The 15,207-nt window shown below is 68.2% G+C and carries 15 protein-coding genes; 4 read left to right on the top strand and 11 right to left on the bottom strand.

Annotated features, from left to right (window positions below; genetic code table 11):
* Positions 1-94: 94 nt before the first annotated feature.
* Positions 95-982, top strand: a complete 888-nt coding sequence (locus NHN26_RS14340; RefSeq protein WP_253090088.1) for a S8 family serine peptidase — start codon at positions 95-97, stop codon at positions 980-982.
* Here NHN26_RS14340 and NHN26_RS14335 read toward each other — a convergent pair whose 3' ends face one another.
* Positions 983-1,561 carry a hypothetical protein gene (locus tag NHN26_RS14335; protein ID WP_253090087.1) on the bottom strand — a complete coding sequence of 193 codons (579 nt, stop codon included), beginning with the start codon at positions 1,559-1,561 and terminating at the stop codon, positions 983-985. It abuts the gene before it with no gap.
* 171 nt (positions 1,562-1,732) lie between these two features.
* Positions 1,733-3,412: an ABC transporter permease gene (locus NHN26_RS14330; RefSeq protein WP_253090086.1), complete on the bottom strand. Its 1,680-nt coding sequence runs from the start codon at positions 3,410-3,412 to the stop codon at positions 1,733-1,735.
* 91 nt (positions 3,413-3,503) lie between these two features.
* Here NHN26_RS14330 and NHN26_RS14325 point away from each other — a divergent pair, with 91 nt between their 5' ends.
* The gene (locus NHN26_RS14325; RefSeq protein WP_253090085.1) at positions 3,504-4,379 is read left to right on the top strand and encodes a hypothetical protein; all 876 of its coding nucleotides are present in this window, start codon (positions 3,504-3,506) and stop codon (positions 4,377-4,379) included.
* 36 nt (positions 4,380-4,415) lie between these two features.
* Here NHN26_RS14325 and NHN26_RS14320 read toward each other — a convergent pair whose 3' ends face one another.
* Positions 4,416-4,667 carry a DUF2312 domain-containing protein gene (locus tag NHN26_RS14320; protein ID WP_253090120.1) on the bottom strand — a complete coding sequence of 84 codons (252 nt, stop codon included), beginning with the start codon at positions 4,665-4,667 and terminating at the stop codon, positions 4,416-4,418.
* Between the two features lie 139 nt (positions 4,668-4,806).
* Here NHN26_RS14320 and NHN26_RS14315 point away from each other — a divergent pair, with 139 nt between their 5' ends.
* Positions 4,807-5,022: a hypothetical protein gene (locus NHN26_RS14315; protein ID WP_253090084.1), complete on the top strand. Its 216-nt coding sequence runs from the start codon at positions 4,807-4,809 to the stop codon at positions 5,020-5,022.
* Here NHN26_RS14315 and NHN26_RS14310 read toward each other — a convergent pair.
* From NHN26_RS14310 to NHN26_RS14300, 3 genes are all read right to left on the bottom strand, one after another.
* Positions 5,009-7,123 (bottom strand): enoyl-CoA hydratase-related protein, encoded by a 2,115-nt coding sequence (locus tag NHN26_RS14310; RefSeq protein ID WP_253090083.1) that lies wholly within the window; start codon positions 7,121-7,123, stop codon positions 5,009-5,011. The genes NHN26_RS14315 and NHN26_RS14310 overlap by 14 nt on opposite strands.
* A 147-nt stretch (positions 7,124-7,270) precedes the next feature.
* Positions 7,271-7,483 carry a hypothetical protein gene (locus NHN26_RS14305; protein WP_132697101.1) on the bottom strand — a complete coding sequence of 71 codons (213 nt, stop codon included), beginning with the start codon at positions 7,481-7,483 and terminating at the stop codon, positions 7,271-7,273.
* Between the two features lie 266 nt (positions 7,484-7,749).
* Positions 7,750-8,067, bottom strand: a complete 318-nt coding sequence (locus NHN26_RS14300) for a TraR/DksA family transcriptional regulator (RefSeq protein WP_253090082.1) — start codon at positions 8,065-8,067, stop codon at positions 7,750-7,752.
* 219 nt (positions 8,068-8,286) lie between these two features.
* Here NHN26_RS14300 and NHN26_RS14295 point away from each other — a divergent pair, with 219 nt between their 5' ends.
* Entirely contained in the window at positions 8,287-8,727 is a 441-nt protein-coding gene (locus NHN26_RS14295) for a protein tyrosine phosphatase family protein (protein WP_253090081.1), read from the top strand.
* Between the two features lie 17 nt (positions 8,728-8,744).
* Here the strand turns inward: NHN26_RS14295 and NHN26_RS14290 are convergent, their stop codons facing one another.
* The 5 genes from NHN26_RS14290 to NHN26_RS14270 all read right to left on the bottom strand — a co-directional run bounded on the left by NHN26_RS14290 (position 8,745) and on the right by NHN26_RS14270 (position 14,655).
* Positions 8,745-9,872: a FliM/FliN family flagellar motor switch protein gene (locus NHN26_RS14290; RefSeq protein WP_253090080.1), complete on the bottom strand. Its 1,128-nt coding sequence runs from the start codon at positions 9,870-9,872 to the stop codon at positions 8,745-8,747.
* Positions 9,873-9,941: 69 nt separating this feature from the next.
* Positions 9,942-12,623 carry an ATP-binding protein gene (locus tag NHN26_RS14285; protein ID WP_253090119.1) on the bottom strand — a complete coding sequence of 894 codons (2,682 nt, stop codon included), beginning with the start codon at positions 12,621-12,623 and terminating at the stop codon, positions 9,942-9,944.
* Complete coding sequence (locus NHN26_RS14280; RefSeq protein WP_132697094.1) at positions 12,623-12,886, bottom strand: hypothetical protein; 264 nt, start codon at positions 12,884-12,886, stop codon at positions 12,623-12,625. Before NHN26_RS14280 ends, NHN26_RS14285 begins: the two co-directional genes overlap by 1 nt.
* 4 nt (positions 12,887-12,890) lie before the next feature.
* Positions 12,891-13,259, bottom strand: coding sequence for a response regulator transcription factor (locus NHN26_RS14275; protein WP_253090079.1), 369 nt, complete (start codon positions 13,257-13,259; stop codon positions 12,891-12,893).
* Positions 13,260-13,344: 85 nt separating this feature from the next.
* Positions 13,345-14,655: a helix-turn-helix transcriptional regulator gene (locus NHN26_RS14270; protein WP_253090078.1), complete on the bottom strand. Its 1,311-nt coding sequence runs from the start codon at positions 14,653-14,655 to the stop codon at positions 13,345-13,347.
* Positions 14,656-15,207: the final 552 nt, after the last annotated feature.

The following is a 15,207-nucleotide window of genomic DNA, read 5'->3' as shown; positions in this document are numbered from 1 at the left end:
GTGCCCGCTGTCAAGAAAGCGACCTTGCAGAGCCACATTGAAAACAAGCTTCCCGGTCACGACGGGTCGAGTGTTCAGGACGGGGAAAAACGACATGGCAATTCCACGCTCTCTTTCGGTGGCGTTCAAGGCCGCGGCACTGGTGCTGACCGCCTCGGTCGCCTCCGCGCAGGAAGTCCGTCCCTGGATGCCCTCCGACATCGGACAGGCCTGGAATCTCGGCTACAAGGGGCAGAAGACCACGATCACCGTGATCGACGATTTCCGCAGCAATTACGGCATCTATGGCGATCTTCGCGGCCGCACGGAACTGCTTCGCCACGGGGAATGGACCGCGCTCGAGGCCGGGATGATGGCGCCGAAGGCAACCGTGCTGACGCATGACTTCTCGAATACCAAGGCGGTCAAGTTGCGGAAGGGGCTGAATACCCTCAATCTGAGCTACGGCATGATCGCCAAGGACGGCTATTCGGCAATCAACTGGAGCGCACGCGAGACGTCGATCATCAAATACGCAAGGGACGGGAAGGCCGTCATCGTCAAGGCCGCCGGAAATGACGGGATCGCCGTGGGTGCCGCCAATGCCTCGGGGATGGTCGATTACCTGAACCGCGATCTGGTCGGCAAGAAATCGGCGATCTTCGTCGGCGCTCTGAACGCGCATGGCTCGGTGGACCGGCCGGCCTCGCTGGCATGGTATTCGAACACCGCGGGCAGCAATCCGACCGTGCAGAACCAGTTCCTGGTCGTGGGCGTGACCGGCAACACCACCGGGCTTTACGGAACATCCTTCGCCGCGCCGATCGTTTCGGGATACGCGGCGGTGCTGGGCAGCAAGTTCACCAAGGCGAACCCGACGCAGATCACCAACCAGCTCCTGAACACGGCGCGCACGGACACGATCCGGGGCTATTCCGCGGATCTCCACGGCCGGGGCGAGGCCAGCATCAGCCGGGCGCTCGCCCCGGTTTCGATCCGCTGATCAGAACCGGATCACGAAATCCACGCTGATCCGGGCATCGTGCCGCCCGTCCAGGCGCAGCAGGTGTTTCAGCGTCTCCTCTGGCGGCAGCAGGCCTGCCGCCAGCCTGCAATTGACCGGAACCACGCCCATGATGTCGCCGTAATCCGCCACACAAGCGGACTCTCTCAGGCGACCGCCGACCGGATAGGTCACCTTCACCGACAAGGTCGCGCCATCGAACGGGTGGGTCTGGTAGACAAAGCCCATATGAAGGGCCGGATCGATCCGGTATTTCGGCGCCTTCTCGCCCGTGCTCAGCCCCCAGATAATCCCGAAATCCGCCGAAACCTGCGTCAGGACGATCATCGACAGCTCGGGAATATTGGGCGAATACCAGTTCCAGAACGCCACCTGCGTCCCGTCGGCCAGTTCATACGCACCATTCCGAAGGCCCTGCGCCGCCGAGGATCTGTTCGATCCGACCCGCACATCGAGGAGAAAGGTGTCTTCGAGGAAGTCGAAGGCTGTCGCCGGATGGGCGACGCCCACGCCCAGGAAGAAAGCGGTCAGAACGAGCCTGGCGATCCCCCCTCCCATCGAAATTCCGTCTCGCCCGATTGCTGCGCCATCGCGGAGCCCGGCGATACCACCAGACCGCGACCGGGCCGACGCCCGCCGGTCCCGCGCCCCCATCCTGACCACAAGTGGTTTGCGTAAGGTTTATGCCAGCCGCCTGCCAAGGATCGGCATCGCGCCCTGCGGCCGGGCCTAGCGATTCGCCCGCGCCAGCAGGCCCACCGCCACCAGGCCCACCGCGCTGACCAGAAGCGCCGCGGGCGCCGCATCGCCCAGGTTCTCCAGGCTGGCCTTTTCATAGACACGTGTGGCCAGCGTGTTGTAGTTGAACGGCCGCAGCAACAGGGTCGCCGGCAGTTCCTTGACGCAATCGACGAAAACCAGCAGCAGCGCGGTGCCGACCGAGGTGCGGATCAGCGGCAGGTGAACCGCGGTCAGCGTGCCGCGCGCCGACCGGCCCAGCGAGCGGGCCGCCATCGGCAGGCTGGGCGCGATCCGCCCCATCGCCGCATCCGCCGCGCCCTGCGCGATGGCGAAGAACCGCACACAATAGGCATAGATGATCGCGAAGGCCGAGCCGGTCATCACAAGGCCGATATCGACGCCGAAAGCGCCTTCGATCGCATCGGCCAGCGCGTTGTCGGCCGCCGCCATCGGGATCAGAAGCCCCACCCCCAGCACCGCTCCGGGCGCCGCGTACCCGATCGTCGTGACAGGCAGCAGCAGCTTGGGCAGCGTCCGCCCGGTCAGACGCACCGCGTAGACCAGGAACAGCCCCGCCGCGACCGTGCCCACCGCCGCAATCCCGCCGACGGTCAACGTGTTGACCAGCGCCCGCAGCAGCCCGGGATCGACCCAGGCCCCGGTATTGGCAAGCGCGTGCGACGCCATCACGCCCACGGGCAACACGAAGCCCACCGCCACCGGCAGCGCGCAGGCCAACGTAGCGCCCCAGGCCGCAGGCCCGGTCAGCCGGACCGGCACCAGCGGCCGATGCGCCCGGCCCAGGTTGTGAAACCGCAGGTTGCGCCGGCTGATCTTCTCCAGCGCGACCAGCACGAGGATCAGCACCAGGATCACCATCGCGATCTGCGCCGCCCCGCCCGCATTGCCGCCCTGCAACCAGACCGAGAAGATCCCCGTGGTCAGCGTCTGGACCGAGAAATACTCGACCGTGCCGAAATCGTTCACCGTCTCCATCATCACGATGGCAGCACCCGCCGCGATGGCGGGCCGGGCCAGCGGCAGGCCCACCCGGCGAAACAGTGCGAAGGGTCCTGCCCCCAGCGCGCGGGCCACCTCATAGGCACCGCCCGACTGCTCGCGAAAGGCCGCGCGGGACAGCAGGTAGACATAGGGGTAAAGCGCGGCCGCCAGCACGAGCACCGCCGCCTCGCGCGACCGCACCTCGGGGAACCAGTAGTCCGGTGCGCTCTGCCAGCCGAAGACCTGGCGCAGCCCGGTCTGCACGGGGCCTGCATATTCAAGAAGATCGACCAGCGCATAGGCGCCCACATAGGCCGGGATCGCCAGCGGCAGCAGCAACAGCCATTCCAGCCAGCGTGACAGCGGAAAACGATAGACCGAAATCAACCAGGCCGCCCCGGCCCCGACCGCCGAAGCCAGTGCCGCCACTCCGATCATCAGAACGCCGGTATTCCACATGTATCGCGGCAATGTCGTCGACACGAGATGCGGCCAGATATTCTGCTTGGGCGTCACCGCGATCCACATGACCGACAGGATCGGCATCAGCACCAGCGCCGCGATCAGCACGGCACCCACCGACCAGGGATCAGGCCGCAGACGCAGGACCGCGTGCAGCCAGCGCCCAGCCAGAGAAAGGTTATCTTGAGCGATTTGCTCGGCCATGGAACGCGGTTACAGGAAAGGCGTTTTCCTGTCCAGAACGCGCCGTATAATCGCGGCCGAGCAGAATGAAGAATAACAAGGAACAGGCAGCATGGAACTGGTCTACCACATCGGCGCCCATTGTACGGATGACGACCGGCTTCTGAAATGCCTGCTCAAGAACCGCGGCACCCTTTCGGCGCAGGGCATCGTCGTGCCGGGGCCCAGCCGCTACCGCCCGATCCTGCGCGAGACGCTGGTCTCGCTGCGCGGACGCCCCGCAACGCCCGAGATGCAGCAGATGATCCTCGAGGCCGCGACGGATGGCGAAGAACCGAGACGGTTGATCCTCGTGAACCAGTCCTTCCTGTGCATGCCCCAGAAGGTGCTGGGCGAACGGATGCTCTATCCGATGGCGGGCGAAAAGGCGCACTGGCTCTCGCAGCTTTTCCCCGACCGGCCTTGCGCGTTCTTCCTCGGCATCCGCAATCCCGCAACCTTCATCCCCGCGCTGTTCGCGAAGTCGCGCGAAGCGGATTTCCGGGCCTTCGTCGCGGGGATCGACCCGCTCGCGGTGGCGTGGTCGGACGTGGTGCGCCGGATCCGCAACGCCGTCCCGCAGGCGCGGCTGACGGTCTGGTGCGACGAGGATACGCCGCTGATCCTGCCCGCGCTTCTGACCCGAATGGCGGGCCTGCCCGAGGACACGGCGCTGCGCGGATCGGACGACCTGCTGCACGCGATCATGCAGCCTGCGGGGATGCAACGGCTGCGCGCCTATCTCGACGAGAACCCGCCCGTCAACGAGGCCCAGCGCCGCCGCATCGTCACGGCATTTCTCGACAAATACGCATTACCCGACACCATGGACGAGGAAATCCATGCACCGGGCTGGACAGACGACCTGATCCACGAGTTGACCGAACGCTACGAGGAAGACCTTCATGCGATCGGCTCCATCGAGGGCGTCGAGATCGTCACCGCCTGAGACGCCCAACACGCCCCGGCATCGCCGGCCGGGACGTCACGGCATCCCCAGCGCCTGCTTGTAGAGTTCCAGCATGGCCTCTTCCTCGGCGATCTCGTCGCGGTCACGCTTGCGCAGGGCGACGATCTTGCGCATCACCTTGGTGTCGTAGCCGCGCCCCTTGGCCTCGGCCATCACCTCCTTCTGCTGGTCGGCGATGTCCTTCTTCTCGGCCTCCAGCCGCTCATAGCGTTCGATGAACTGGCGCAGTTCGTCGGCGGTGACGTGATAGCTGGTATCGGGGGGCATGTCGTTCACGGGCGCGGCTCCTCTCAAGCGGGTCGGAGGCCTGACCTAGCGCCGCGCCCACGCCTTCGCAAGCCCCTGCCCCCTTGCGCCACCGCGCCCCATCCACTAGGCGCAAGGGCGACCGAAGGCGGAGGGCGCAATGGGGATACTGATCTGGATCGGGGCGGCGATCTCGCTGGCCGGCCTTGCGGGCATCGTTCGGGTGATCCTGCAGGTGCGGGCCGCGCGCACCGCGAACCTGCCCGAAGACGAGCTGCGTAGCCGCCTGCAAAAGGCCGTGGCGCTGAACATGGCGGCGCTGGGCATGTCTGCGCTGGGGCTGATGATGGTGGTGATCGGGATCACTCTGGGCTGACGGCCACCGGGGCGTCCGCCACCCTGCCGTCGAAATCGCAGAATTGTCGGCCGGTCTTGATCAGATCGCAGATCAGCGCGTCGGGCGTCCAGATCGCGGCGCCGCCCGGCCGGTCGGCCATGGTCCGCAGCGTGCGCCGCAGCCACAGCAGCCCGCGTTCGTCCGCCGCGCGCATCGGACCCCCACGCCAGCGCGCAAGCCCCGCCCCATGCACCAGCGCCAGGTCGATCTCGACCGCCCGGCGCACCACGCCCCGCCGCAACAGCCCCGCCCCGGCCTGCGCCATGCCCGCCAGCACCTGCGCGCGGATCTCCTCGTCGGCGACCGCGCGCGGCACACGGCCCAGAACCGACCGCCCCTCGGCCAGCAACGCATCGAGCGCCGGATCGGGTCGGCCGCCAGCGCCCGGCGCGTCATAGGCGTAATAGCCCCGCCCAGCCGCCTGCCCGCCCCTGCCCTCCGCGACCAGTTGCCCCGCCACGAGGATCGGCCGCGCCTCGGGATCGGCGCCGCCCGGCAGACCCGCGCGCAACGCCAGAAGGGTCTGAAGGCCCAGCCGGTCGGCGATCTCGTAGGGTCCGTGACCAAGCCCCCAGTCCCGCAAGACACGGTCCACCGCATAGGGCGAGGCGCCCTCCTCGACCAGCGCATCCGCCGCCTCGAGCGCCCCGATCAGGACGGTCAGGATCGGGCTTTCGCAGGTCGCGACCAGGGCGACGCGCTGGATCGACTGCACAAGGCTGCCCAGCGTCGCAACCGTGGCTTCGGATGTCCCGGGCGTGCAGACCAGTTCGGCAAGCCGCGCCTCGGGCACAAGATCGGGCAGGTTCAGCCAGATCGTCCCTTCGGGTCGGTGCCCGCACGCGCTCAGCCCGGCGGGGGTGACCAGCGCGCCGGTTCCCGCGAGGACCGCATCGGGCGCCGCGATCCCGGCAAGCGCCGCAAACCCGGCCTCGCGCTCTGACCAGGGACCGGCCCCCGCCTCGATCAAGACCCCGCAGGACGCCAATCCCGCAGTGCCGGTCGATCCCGAAAGGCGCGACCAGCAGGCATCGCGACCCGTCGCGCCGGCGGCGCTCAGCATCGCCTCGACACGGGCCACGGCCTCGGCCAGGGCGCCCTCGTCCGGCGCCGCCAGTCGCACCGCCCGGCCCACGGTCAGCAAGCTTGCCGCCAGCCCCGCCGCCGTCGCGCCCCACCCCCAGACCCCGACGGTCTCTGCCGGGCGGGCCGCCTGTGACCAGCCCGCCGCACGCCGCCGCGCCGCGGCCTCGCCCAGCGCGACATGGCGCAGCGCGCGGACCGCGGCGCTGTCGCGGCAATCCTCGAAAGCGGCCGCCTCATAGTCCAGCGCGGCCGCGTAGGGCAGCATCGCGGCGGCCTCGACGCAGTCCAGAACGCGCGCGGGCGCCTCGACCGGTCCCGCCGTCGGCAGCGCCGCACGCCGGGCCGCCACCGCGGCATGCACCCCCTCGAACCGCGGCAAGGGACGGGCCGGCGCGGGCCGCGGCCCGGCGCGCAACTCGATCAGGCCCAGCGCAAAGCGCAGCCCGGCGGCGTCGAGATCGCCGTCGACCACCGCATCGACCAGGCCAAGACGTTTCGCCAACGCCGCCCCCGCAGGCCGCCCGGACAGCAGGAGATCCAGCGCCGCATCTGGTTGGATCAGCCGCGGCAGGCGCTGGGTGGTCCCGGCGGCGGGCGGCAAGCCGATGGCGATGTCGGGCAGGCCGAACTCGGCGGTGAAAAGCGCCACCCGGTAATGGGCGGCCAGCGCAAGTTCGCAGCCCCCTCCCAGCGCCATGCCGCCGACCTGCGCGACCACAGGCACGCGCGCCCCGTCGATCCGCGCACAGATCGCGCGCAGCAACGCCGCATCCTCGGCGCCGCCCGCACCCGTCGGGCTCAGCCCCATCGAGAAGACCCGGCCGCCGCGTGCCGAGATCAGCACCGCACGGGTGCCATGCGCCACCAGCGCCCCGGCAAGCCCGGTGTCCAACGCCGCCAGCAACGCGGGCGTCATCGTGTTCGCCGGCCCGTTGCCGAAGACGAGCCGCCGAATGCCCGGCGCGGGTTCCTCGACCGCAACAAGATCGCTCATCTGTCCCGACCCCCAGGCGAAAGGCGGCGCGGCAAAGCACCCGTGCCAGGCAGGGCTGCTTCGCCATTCGCCACCATTAGGGGCCAGTCGCGCGGGAAACGCAACATCTGGAAGGGATTCGCGACAATCGAAAGACGGCGGTCGGCGTCAGACCGGCATGTTGTCGTAGATGTCGTCCGCGTCGTCGTCGCCCAACTGTTCTTCGAGCCGCAGGATGTCCTCGGGAACGGGCAGACCCATCGCGCGGAACTCCGCGATCTTCTCGCGCAACTGTTCCTGCAGGATGTGGCGGTCGTCCGGTCGCTTCTCGATCTCTTCGAGGATCAGAGCGATTCCGGCCTTGAGCTGTTCGAACGCCATCCGCACCTCCCGTCGCTCTTGCGTTCCGCAGGGCGGTCACCGGACATCTTCGCCGCGCCGGGCATCTCGGCCCAGGGGCTGTGGCAGCCCTTGGTGACCAGACGGCTGCTGACCTGACTGGCCACCGCGCCGGAGGTGAGAAGCGACTCGATCCTCGAGCGGATCATCGCCCGCGTCTCATCATGCATCGTGCTGTTGGAATAGGCTGGCATACGGCTGACATGGCTCGCGTTGCTCATTTTTCGGTCGTTCCCTTACACCTGCAGTCACCGGGCACAGATGCGGCAAAACGGCGTAGCCGGCACGACGTCCAGTCGTTCCTCGGAGATTTCTTCCCCACAACGCACGCAATAACCGTAACTGCCATCCTCGATTCGCGCGAGAGCTGCATTTATCTGTTTCACTTCGGCCAGACCCGAGACGCCCATGCCTTCCAGCACCTCGTCTTCCTCGCGCTCCACCGCGAGTTCGCCCCAATCCTTGGACTGATGCGTGTCGAGCTCGGCCTCGATATCGTGCAGACGACCATCAAGCTCCGCCAAACGGTTCAAAAGCTGTCGCTTTCTTTCGCCAAGCGTTGCCATGGACGTCCCCTGTTCGCTCTGGGGACGAGGTTTGCACTGCCCGGACGCTCCCGGCTTTGACCCACGTCAAATCCCTGCCCGGTTCCTGCGCAGGGGGCATTGATTCCCGCATGTAAAGCCGGGTAGGTCTGGAACGCTTCCAGGGAGACGTCTGAAAATGCGCAATTTTTCCGATCCGACATCGGTTCTTTCCCGTTCACGCCCCGAAAGGACTGCGGCATGAGCGAGCTTCCGCCGATGGTGCACCTGACCGACGAGTTTTCCGCCGCCCCGCATCCTCCGATCGAGACGCTGGCGGCGCTGGCGGCGGCCGGTTACCGCACGGTGATCTGCAACCGGCCCGATTCCGAAGTCGCCCCCGGCGAACGGGCGGCCGAGATGGAAGCGGCCGCACGCGCCGCAGGCATGGAATTCGCGGTGGTCGAGGTGACCCATGACGGGATCAAGCCCGAGACCATCGAGGCGCAACGCCTCGCGCTGAGCGCGTTGCCGGGGCCGCATTTCGGCTATTGCCGCGCCGGGTTCCGTTCATCTGTGGTCTGGGCGCTGGCCATGGCCGGAGACCGGCCCACCGACGAAATCATGGCGGCGCTGCGCCGCGCGGGCTTTGCGATGCCGGGGCTCGAACGCCAGATCGAGGCGCTCGCCGCAACGCGCTGAGCGCGGGCCTCGGCGCGTCAGTTCTGCGCGAATGCCGGGAAATCTGCGTCGAAATCGGCGGCCTCGGGGTCGAACTCGCCCAGGGCGGGGAAATCCCCCATGGCCGGGAAATCCGCCTCGTCGGCAAGATCCGCCATCGCGGGGAAATCTGCCGCGACCGGAAAATCGGCGGCATCCTCCGCGGCATCGGACGCGAAGGCGGGCGGCGGCGCGGCAAGCCCCGGCATGGTCGACAGCCCGACAAGGCCCGGGGCCTCATCCTCGGCCCCGGCGATCTTGATCGCACGCTCGCCGTTGGACTGGCCCAACCGTCCCTCGGCGATCGCCACCCGCCCCTGCCCTTCCAGCCGGACAGCCGTCAGCGCCGCCGCCGGGATGGGCACCAGATCCCCGGGTCGAAGCCGCCCGATCTCGGCCGCGGACAGGCGCATCCGCCAGAGCACCGCGTTCAGCACAAGCTCGGCCCCGAGCACGCCCGAACGCAACGCGTCGGGCCAGGGCGTGCCGTCCTCCTCGGCCGTCTTGGCCGGGGCGGGTGCAGGCGATTCGGGCAGGGCAAGGAACAGATCCCCCCCGCGCAGCCCCTCGCCCAGCCGCAGCGTCAGGCGGAACCCGTGATAGCCGCCCTGCGCCAGGATCAGCGGCAGATGGCGCGCATCCTCGATCACGTTGCCCTGCGCGTAACCCGCCGCCCAGTCCCCGCCCGGCAACGCCGCCATCGCCCCGCCGAAGCGGGACAGCAACGGGTCGGTCAGGTCGGCCAGGATCGCGGCATCGGTCGCGGTCAGCTGCCGGGTCTCGGGTGCCTCGGATGCCAGCATCCCGAGCAGACGCCATTCCAGCAGCGCCATCGCCAGGTCAGGTGAATAGACCGCAAGCCCCAGCCGCCCGGAACTGCCCCGCAGCACCACCGACAACCGCTCGGGCGTGACCTGTTCCCCGAGATCATCCAGCCGCAGGCGCAGTGCCGCGCAATCCTCGACCACGCCGGTCATGCCGAAATCGTCACGCATCGCGCGCGCGGTCTCCAGGCGCAGCGCAAAACGGCCGTCGCCGCCCGTTTCGGCCGTCCCGCCCGAAGGCATCGCGACCCGGGCATCGCCGAGTATCTGGCGCAATATCGCGCGATGCGCGTCGTCCGTCATCTGCCGCCCATCCGTCAACCTTTCCAGGAGATGTCGCACGATCCCGGTTTACAAACCGTTTCGTTGCCCTCAGGCGGCTTCTGCACGCAGGCGCGGAACGCTGACGCGGAACGCCGCGCCGCCCTGCCCCGGCAGATACATGATCGACCCGCCAAGCCGCCCCATGATCTCGCGGCAGATCGCAAGGCCCAGCCCCGCGCCGCCCGCCCGTCGCGGATCGGTCAGGCGCGAGAATTTCTCGAAGATGATCGCCTGGCTGCGCTCGGGAATGCCCGAGCCGTTATCGACGAAATCCACCGCCACCGCACCGCGCGAGGCACGCACCCTTATCGTCAGTTCGGGCATATCGGCATCGCAATATTTATGCGCGTTCGAGATCAGGTTGATGAAGACTTGGCTCAGCCGGTCGCCATCGGTCATCAGCCGCACCCGCTCCGCCGCCGCATCGCGCCGGATCGTCAGCCCACCCTGAAGGCTACCCGTCGCCGCCACCGCCCGGTCGATCAGATCGGCCAGCGTCACTTCCTGCAGGTTCAGCGAGACCTGCCCGTTCTCCAGCACCGACAGATCCAGCAGATCGTCCAGCAGCCGGGTCAGCCGCAGGCTCTCCTCGTGGATGATACGGGAATACTTGCACATATCCTCGGGCTGCATGCCGTCCGCGCCCATGAGGATCTCGGAAAATGCCCGGATCGAGGTCATCGGCGTGCGCAATTCGTGACTGATCTGGCTGAGAAAGGCATCCTTCTGCACGCTCAGTTCGGTCAGCTTCTCGTTGGCCTCGCGCAATTGCCGCGCGGTGCGGGCCAGTTCCTCGGACTTGGCCTCGAGCTGGCTGGAATATTCCATCATCTGCGCCGTCTCGTCGGCCACCCGCATCAGATCCTCGACCGACACCGCCGAGCGGCCGACGATCTGGCCGACCATCGCATGCGCCGTCGCCGCCCCCACCGAACCGGCCAGCGCGCGTTCCAGCCGTTGCAGGAAATCGGGGGTGATGTCGGGCAGGAAACCCTCCTTGCCCTGTTCGGCGGCGCTGCGCCGGAACAGCAGCTGCGCCTCGTCCGGCCCCATGATGCGCTGGGCCATCAGCATCAGGTCCTCGGCCTCGGCACGCCCCTGGCTCCACCCCTGACCGGAGGGCGAGTGATCGAAGACATTGACGAATTGCGCCGCCTGGACCCGCTCAATCGGATTGGGAAAGCTCATCAGCGAAACCAGGACGAAGCCCAGCACGTTCGCCGCCATCGAGAACACCATGGCATGAACCAGCGGATCCAGCCCGTCCATCCCGAACAGACCCTGCGGCCGCAGCCAGGACAGGCCCCACGGCCCCTCGGCCAGCAGCGCCGCGCCCATCACGGCACCCTCGCCAAAGCTGGGCAGGAACAGCGTATAGGCCCAGACCGCGAAGCCCAGCGCCAGCCCCACCATCGCGCCCAGCCGCGTCGCGCCGCGCCACATGATGCCGCCCACCAGCGCGGGCAGAACCTGTGCGGCTCCCGCAAACGAGATCAGCCCGATCGCGGCCAGCGCCTCGGACCCGCCCGACAGCCGGTAATAGAGATAACCCAGCAGCAGCACCCCCCCGATCGAGGCCCGCCGCGCGCGCAGCACAAGGGTCCGCACATCCCCCGACATGGCGGCACCGGTCCGGGTCATCTTGAGGAAAAGCGGCATGACGATATGGTTCGACACCATCGTCGACAGCGCGATGGAGGCCACGATCACCATCGAGGTGGCCGAGGAAAAGCCCCCCAGAAAGGCCAGCGTGGCCAACCCGTCCTGACCATGGGCCAGCGGCAGGGTCAGCACGAACAGGTCCGGGTTCGCGCCCGCGGGCATCTCGGCCAGCCCCACGACGGCGATGGGCACGACGAACAGGCTCATCAGGCACAGATAGGCGGGAAAGGCCCAGGACGCAGTGGCGAGATGGCGCTCGTCCTCGTTCTCGACCACAAGAACCTGGAACATCCGCGGCAGCGTCAGGATCGCCGCGGCGGCCAAAAAGGTCAGCCCGATCCAGCGCCCGGGCTGGATCGGCATCCCCGCCAGCGGCGAGGTCTCGATCCGCTCGATCATCGCCGACACGCCGCCGCCGATGCCCCAGACCACGAAAACGCCCACCGCCAGCAGCGCGATCAGCTTGACCACCGCCTCGACCGCGATGGCCATGACCACCCCGTGATGGCGCTCGTTGGCATCCAGGTTGCGGGTGCCGAACAGGATGGTGAACAGCGCCAGCCCCCCCGCCACGGTCAGCGCCGTCGCGTTCAGGTCGGTCAGCGCCCAGGGCCCGGCGCCGCTGGGCGCAAAGACGGCGAAGGACAGCGTCACCGATTGCAGTTGCAGCGCGATATAGGGCGTTGCGGCCACCACCGCGATCAGCGTGACGATCACCCCAAGCGCGTTCGACTTGCCATAACGCGACGAGATCAGATCGGCGATCGAGGTGATCCGCTGGGTCCGCCCGATCCGCACCAGCTTGCGCAGCGTGAACCACCAGCCGATGAAGATCAGTGTCGGCCCCAGATAGATGGTGACGAATTCCAGCCCCGACCGCGCCGCATAGCCGACCGCCCCGTAAAACGTCCAGGCCGTGCAATAGACCGACAGCGACAGCGTGTAGATCATCGGCGAGCGCAACCAGCCGCCCCGGCCCGCCGCCGCCCGCCGATCCGCCATGAAGGCCACGCCGAACAGCAGCGCCACATAAAGCAGGCAGATCGCGACCAGAAGGTCGAAGCCGATCATTGCGACTCCTCGGGCGCCTCGGCCTCCTCGTCCATCGCCCCCGAGCGGCACAACAGCCGCGCCACGACCGCCGACAGGACGATCAGCCCGGCCCAGGCGGAAAACAGATAGATCAGCATCGCCGCCGACAGCCCGTCCTCGGCATCGAGCACCGGCACCAGGAACAGCGCCAACCCCAGCAGCGGCAACAGCCGCGCCATGTCCGCCAGCCGACGCCGCCGATAGCCCTCGCGGGCAAGGAACAGCGGCGCGCGGCCCATGGGCTCAGGTCCCCGTCAGTTCCCGCACCGAGGCCAGCACCTCGGTATTCGAGAACGGCTTGGCCATGAACCGGCTTGCGCCGATGCGCTCGGCCATCTCGCGATCCTTGACCTGGCCCTTGGCGGTCAGCATCAGCACGGGCAGCCCGTTCAGCCCGGTATCGGCGCGGATGTCGCGCAGGATGTCAAAGCCCGACCGGCCGGGCAGCATCACGTCCAGGATCACGATATCCGGCCGGATCGCGCTCACCCGGTCATAGGCGGTGGACCCGTCGGCATGCGTGTCCACCCGCCATCCATCGCGCGAGAGGATGAAGCGGATCGCCTCTATGATGTTCGGCTCGTCCTCGATGAGCAGGACATGCTTGCCCATGGTCCGTCATTCCTCCCCGCAGGCAGTTTTTCGCCTACCCTCTCCCCCGGAATATCCGCGCAAAGCGCGGCGCTGTCAAAACCCGTCAGAATCCGTCCGCCAGGATCGAGGGCTCGCGCCGGGCCACGCAGGTCCGCCGCGGGCAGATCCGGCAGGATGTGCCGATCGGCTGGGCCTGTCCGTCGGGAATGGCGATCGTGTCGGCGGGCAGAATCAGCATCGCCGCCTCCAGCACCTGCGGGCCATCGAACCCGCCCGCCAGCGCGGGCTGGCAAAGCGCATAGGTCAGGAACCGAAGGCGCATCGGGCCACCCGGCTCGACCACCGCGCGCAGCGGCGCCATCGGACGCGCCAATGCCTGGTAAAGCGGCCAGAGCGGGCAGGCCGCCCCGAAGCGCGGCAGCGCGAACCCCTCGACCGGCTTGCGAAAGGTCAGCGTGCCCGATCCATCGCAGATCACCAGCCCCACCGGCCCGCCGGCAAGCCCGCCCGGCAAGGCGGCCAGCCGTCGAAAGGCGGCGGCCGGATCGACGCCGAACCGCGCCGCCAGCCTGCCGGGATCGAACCCTTCGGCCCGCGCGGCCTCGGCGAACGGCTCCAGCGGCATCCGCTCGGCATCGCGTCGATAGCGGGCCAGCAAGCCCAGCAACAATTCCCGCGCAGGCGCCGAGGTCAGTTCGCCTGCCGCCGCCACCAGATCGGCCGGATCGGCCGGACGGGCGGCCTCCAGCTCGGGCAGGTGGTAGTCGCGCGCCTTCAGGAACGCCTCGACCTCCTCCTGCGGCGAGGACTGGGTGCCCGGATCCTCGGCCCCCTCGTCCAGATAGGCCACCAGCGATTGCGCACCCTCGGCCAGGCGACGGCTGTCATCCGAAAGATTGCGATGAAACCGGCGCTGCCAGTCGGGGTCGATATCCTCGGTCTCGGCCAGGATCGCCGCGGTCGAGCGGATCGCCGTCACCGTCGAGATCACCTCGTGCAGCGAGGCCGACAGGAACGGATCATGCGTCATCCGGTCGGTCAGCATCTCGACGGTGCGCTCCAGTTCGCGCACCCGGCGGTGCCGCGCGGCCAGCAATGCGGCCCAGCCCGGAAAGCGGCCCGCGAATTCCTCGATCCGCTCGATTTCCGCCTCGCCCCCCTCCTGCACCGCGGCGGCCTCGCGCAGCGTCTCGATCAGCGCCGCGCCCGCGCCCTCGGTCAGAACGCTCGCCTCCACGCCCAGATGGCGGGCCAGTTCGACCAGCAGCCGGCCGCCGATTCTGCGGCGATTATGCTCGATCAGGTTCAGATAGGAGGGCGAAATGCCCGCCCGCCGCGCCAGATCGGCCTGGCGCAGACCCAGAACGGTGCGCCGTTCGCGAATGCGTGTGCCGGTCAGCGCGCTGCGTGGCATGCTCCCCCTCCAGCGACCTGAACGCTTTACATGATTGCAGGTCAGCCATCCCCCAGATTTACCAGAAAATTCATTCTTGGAAAGCGCTTGCCACCGCCTTTTCAACGACGCGCCCCACAGGCGCAACCTGCGGGAAGACCCACCCCCGGCGAACCCGCCCCATCGGAGGACCGTCTCGTGCCGCGGCGCTCCGCCAAGCCGGGCCGCCCCGCGCCGAAGGTCGTATCGCGCTGTTGCGCAAGGCCGGTCAGAGGCGCAAATTGCCGTCATGGCGCCCGCAGCGGTCGGCATTGTCCTGCGCGGATGCCGTTGCGCGATTGGCCCCGGGGCCTGACCTCGGGGGAAAAACTGACTCAGGATCCGGGGTCCCCGGGCGGGCAAGGCATCCGTCCCGGCATGGCTCCGCAGGGAGGAACAGAGATGCTCGACAAGCTTTACGCGCCGTCTTCTGATTTTGTGCGTTCGGCGCATGTTGACGGGGCGTTGTATGCGCAGATGTATCGCCGGTCGGTGGAGGATCCGGAAGGGTTCTGGGGGGAGCATGGGCGTCGT

The organism is Rhodovulum tesquicola, from assembly GCF_024128855.1.
GTDB classification, from domain to species: Bacteria; Pseudomonadota; Alphaproteobacteria; order Rhodobacterales; family Rhodobacteraceae; genus Rhodovulum; species Rhodovulum tesquicola.
Note: the sequence above shows the minus strand (reverse complement) of the source record. Positions and strands in the feature narration are given on the sequence as shown.

What these genes read in the sequence shown, in the direction of transcription:
- NHN26_RS14340 (WP_253090088.1), top strand. Translation starts at nt 95, where the DNA reads ATGGCAATTCCACGCTCTCTTTCGGTGGCGTTCAAGGCCGCGGCACTG.
- NHN26_RS14335 (WP_253090087.1), bottom strand. Translation starts at nt 1,561, where the DNA reads ATGGGAGGGGGGATCGCCAGGCTCGTTCTGACCGCTTTCTTCCTGGGC.
- NHN26_RS14330 (WP_253090086.1), bottom strand. Translation starts at nt 3,412, where the DNA reads ATGGCCGAGCAAATCGCTCAAGATAACCTTTCTCTGGCTGGGCGCTGG.
- NHN26_RS14325 (WP_253090085.1), top strand. Translation starts at nt 3,504, where the DNA reads ATGGAACTGGTCTACCACATCGGCGCCCATTGTACGGATGACGACCGG.
- NHN26_RS14320 (WP_253090120.1), bottom strand. Translation starts at nt 4,667, where the DNA reads ATGCCCCCCGATACCAGCTATCACGTCACCGCCGACGAACTGCGCCAG.
- NHN26_RS14315 (WP_253090084.1), top strand. Translation starts at nt 4,807, where the DNA reads ATGGGGATACTGATCTGGATCGGGGCGGCGATCTCGCTGGCCGGCCTT.
- NHN26_RS14310 (WP_253090083.1), bottom strand. Translation starts at nt 7,123, where the DNA reads ATGAGCGATCTTGTTGCGGTCGAGGAACCCGCGCCGGGCATTCGGCGG.
- NHN26_RS14305 (WP_132697101.1), bottom strand. Translation starts at nt 7,483, where the DNA reads ATGGCGTTCGAACAGCTCAAGGCCGGAATCGCTCTGATCCTCGAAGAG.
- NHN26_RS14300 (WP_253090082.1), bottom strand. Translation starts at nt 8,067, where the DNA reads ATGGCAACGCTTGGCGAAAGAAAGCGACAGCTTTTGAACCGTTTGGCG.
- NHN26_RS14295 (WP_253090081.1), top strand. Translation starts at nt 8,287, where the DNA reads ATGAGCGAGCTTCCGCCGATGGTGCACCTGACCGACGAGTTTTCCGCC.
- NHN26_RS14290 (WP_253090080.1), bottom strand. Translation starts at nt 9,872, where the DNA reads ATGACGGACGACGCGCATCGCGCGATATTGCGCCAGATACTCGGCGAT.
- NHN26_RS14280 (WP_132697094.1), bottom strand. Translation starts at nt 12,886, where the DNA reads ATGGGCCGCGCGCCGCTGTTCCTTGCCCGCGAGGGCTATCGGCGGCGT.
- NHN26_RS14275 (WP_253090079.1), bottom strand. Translation starts at nt 13,259, where the DNA reads ATGGGCAAGCATGTCCTGCTCATCGAGGACGAGCCGAACATCATAGAG.
- NHN26_RS14270 (WP_253090078.1), bottom strand. Translation starts at nt 14,655, where the DNA reads ATGCCACGCAGCGCGCTGACCGGCACACGCATTCGCGAACGGCGCACC.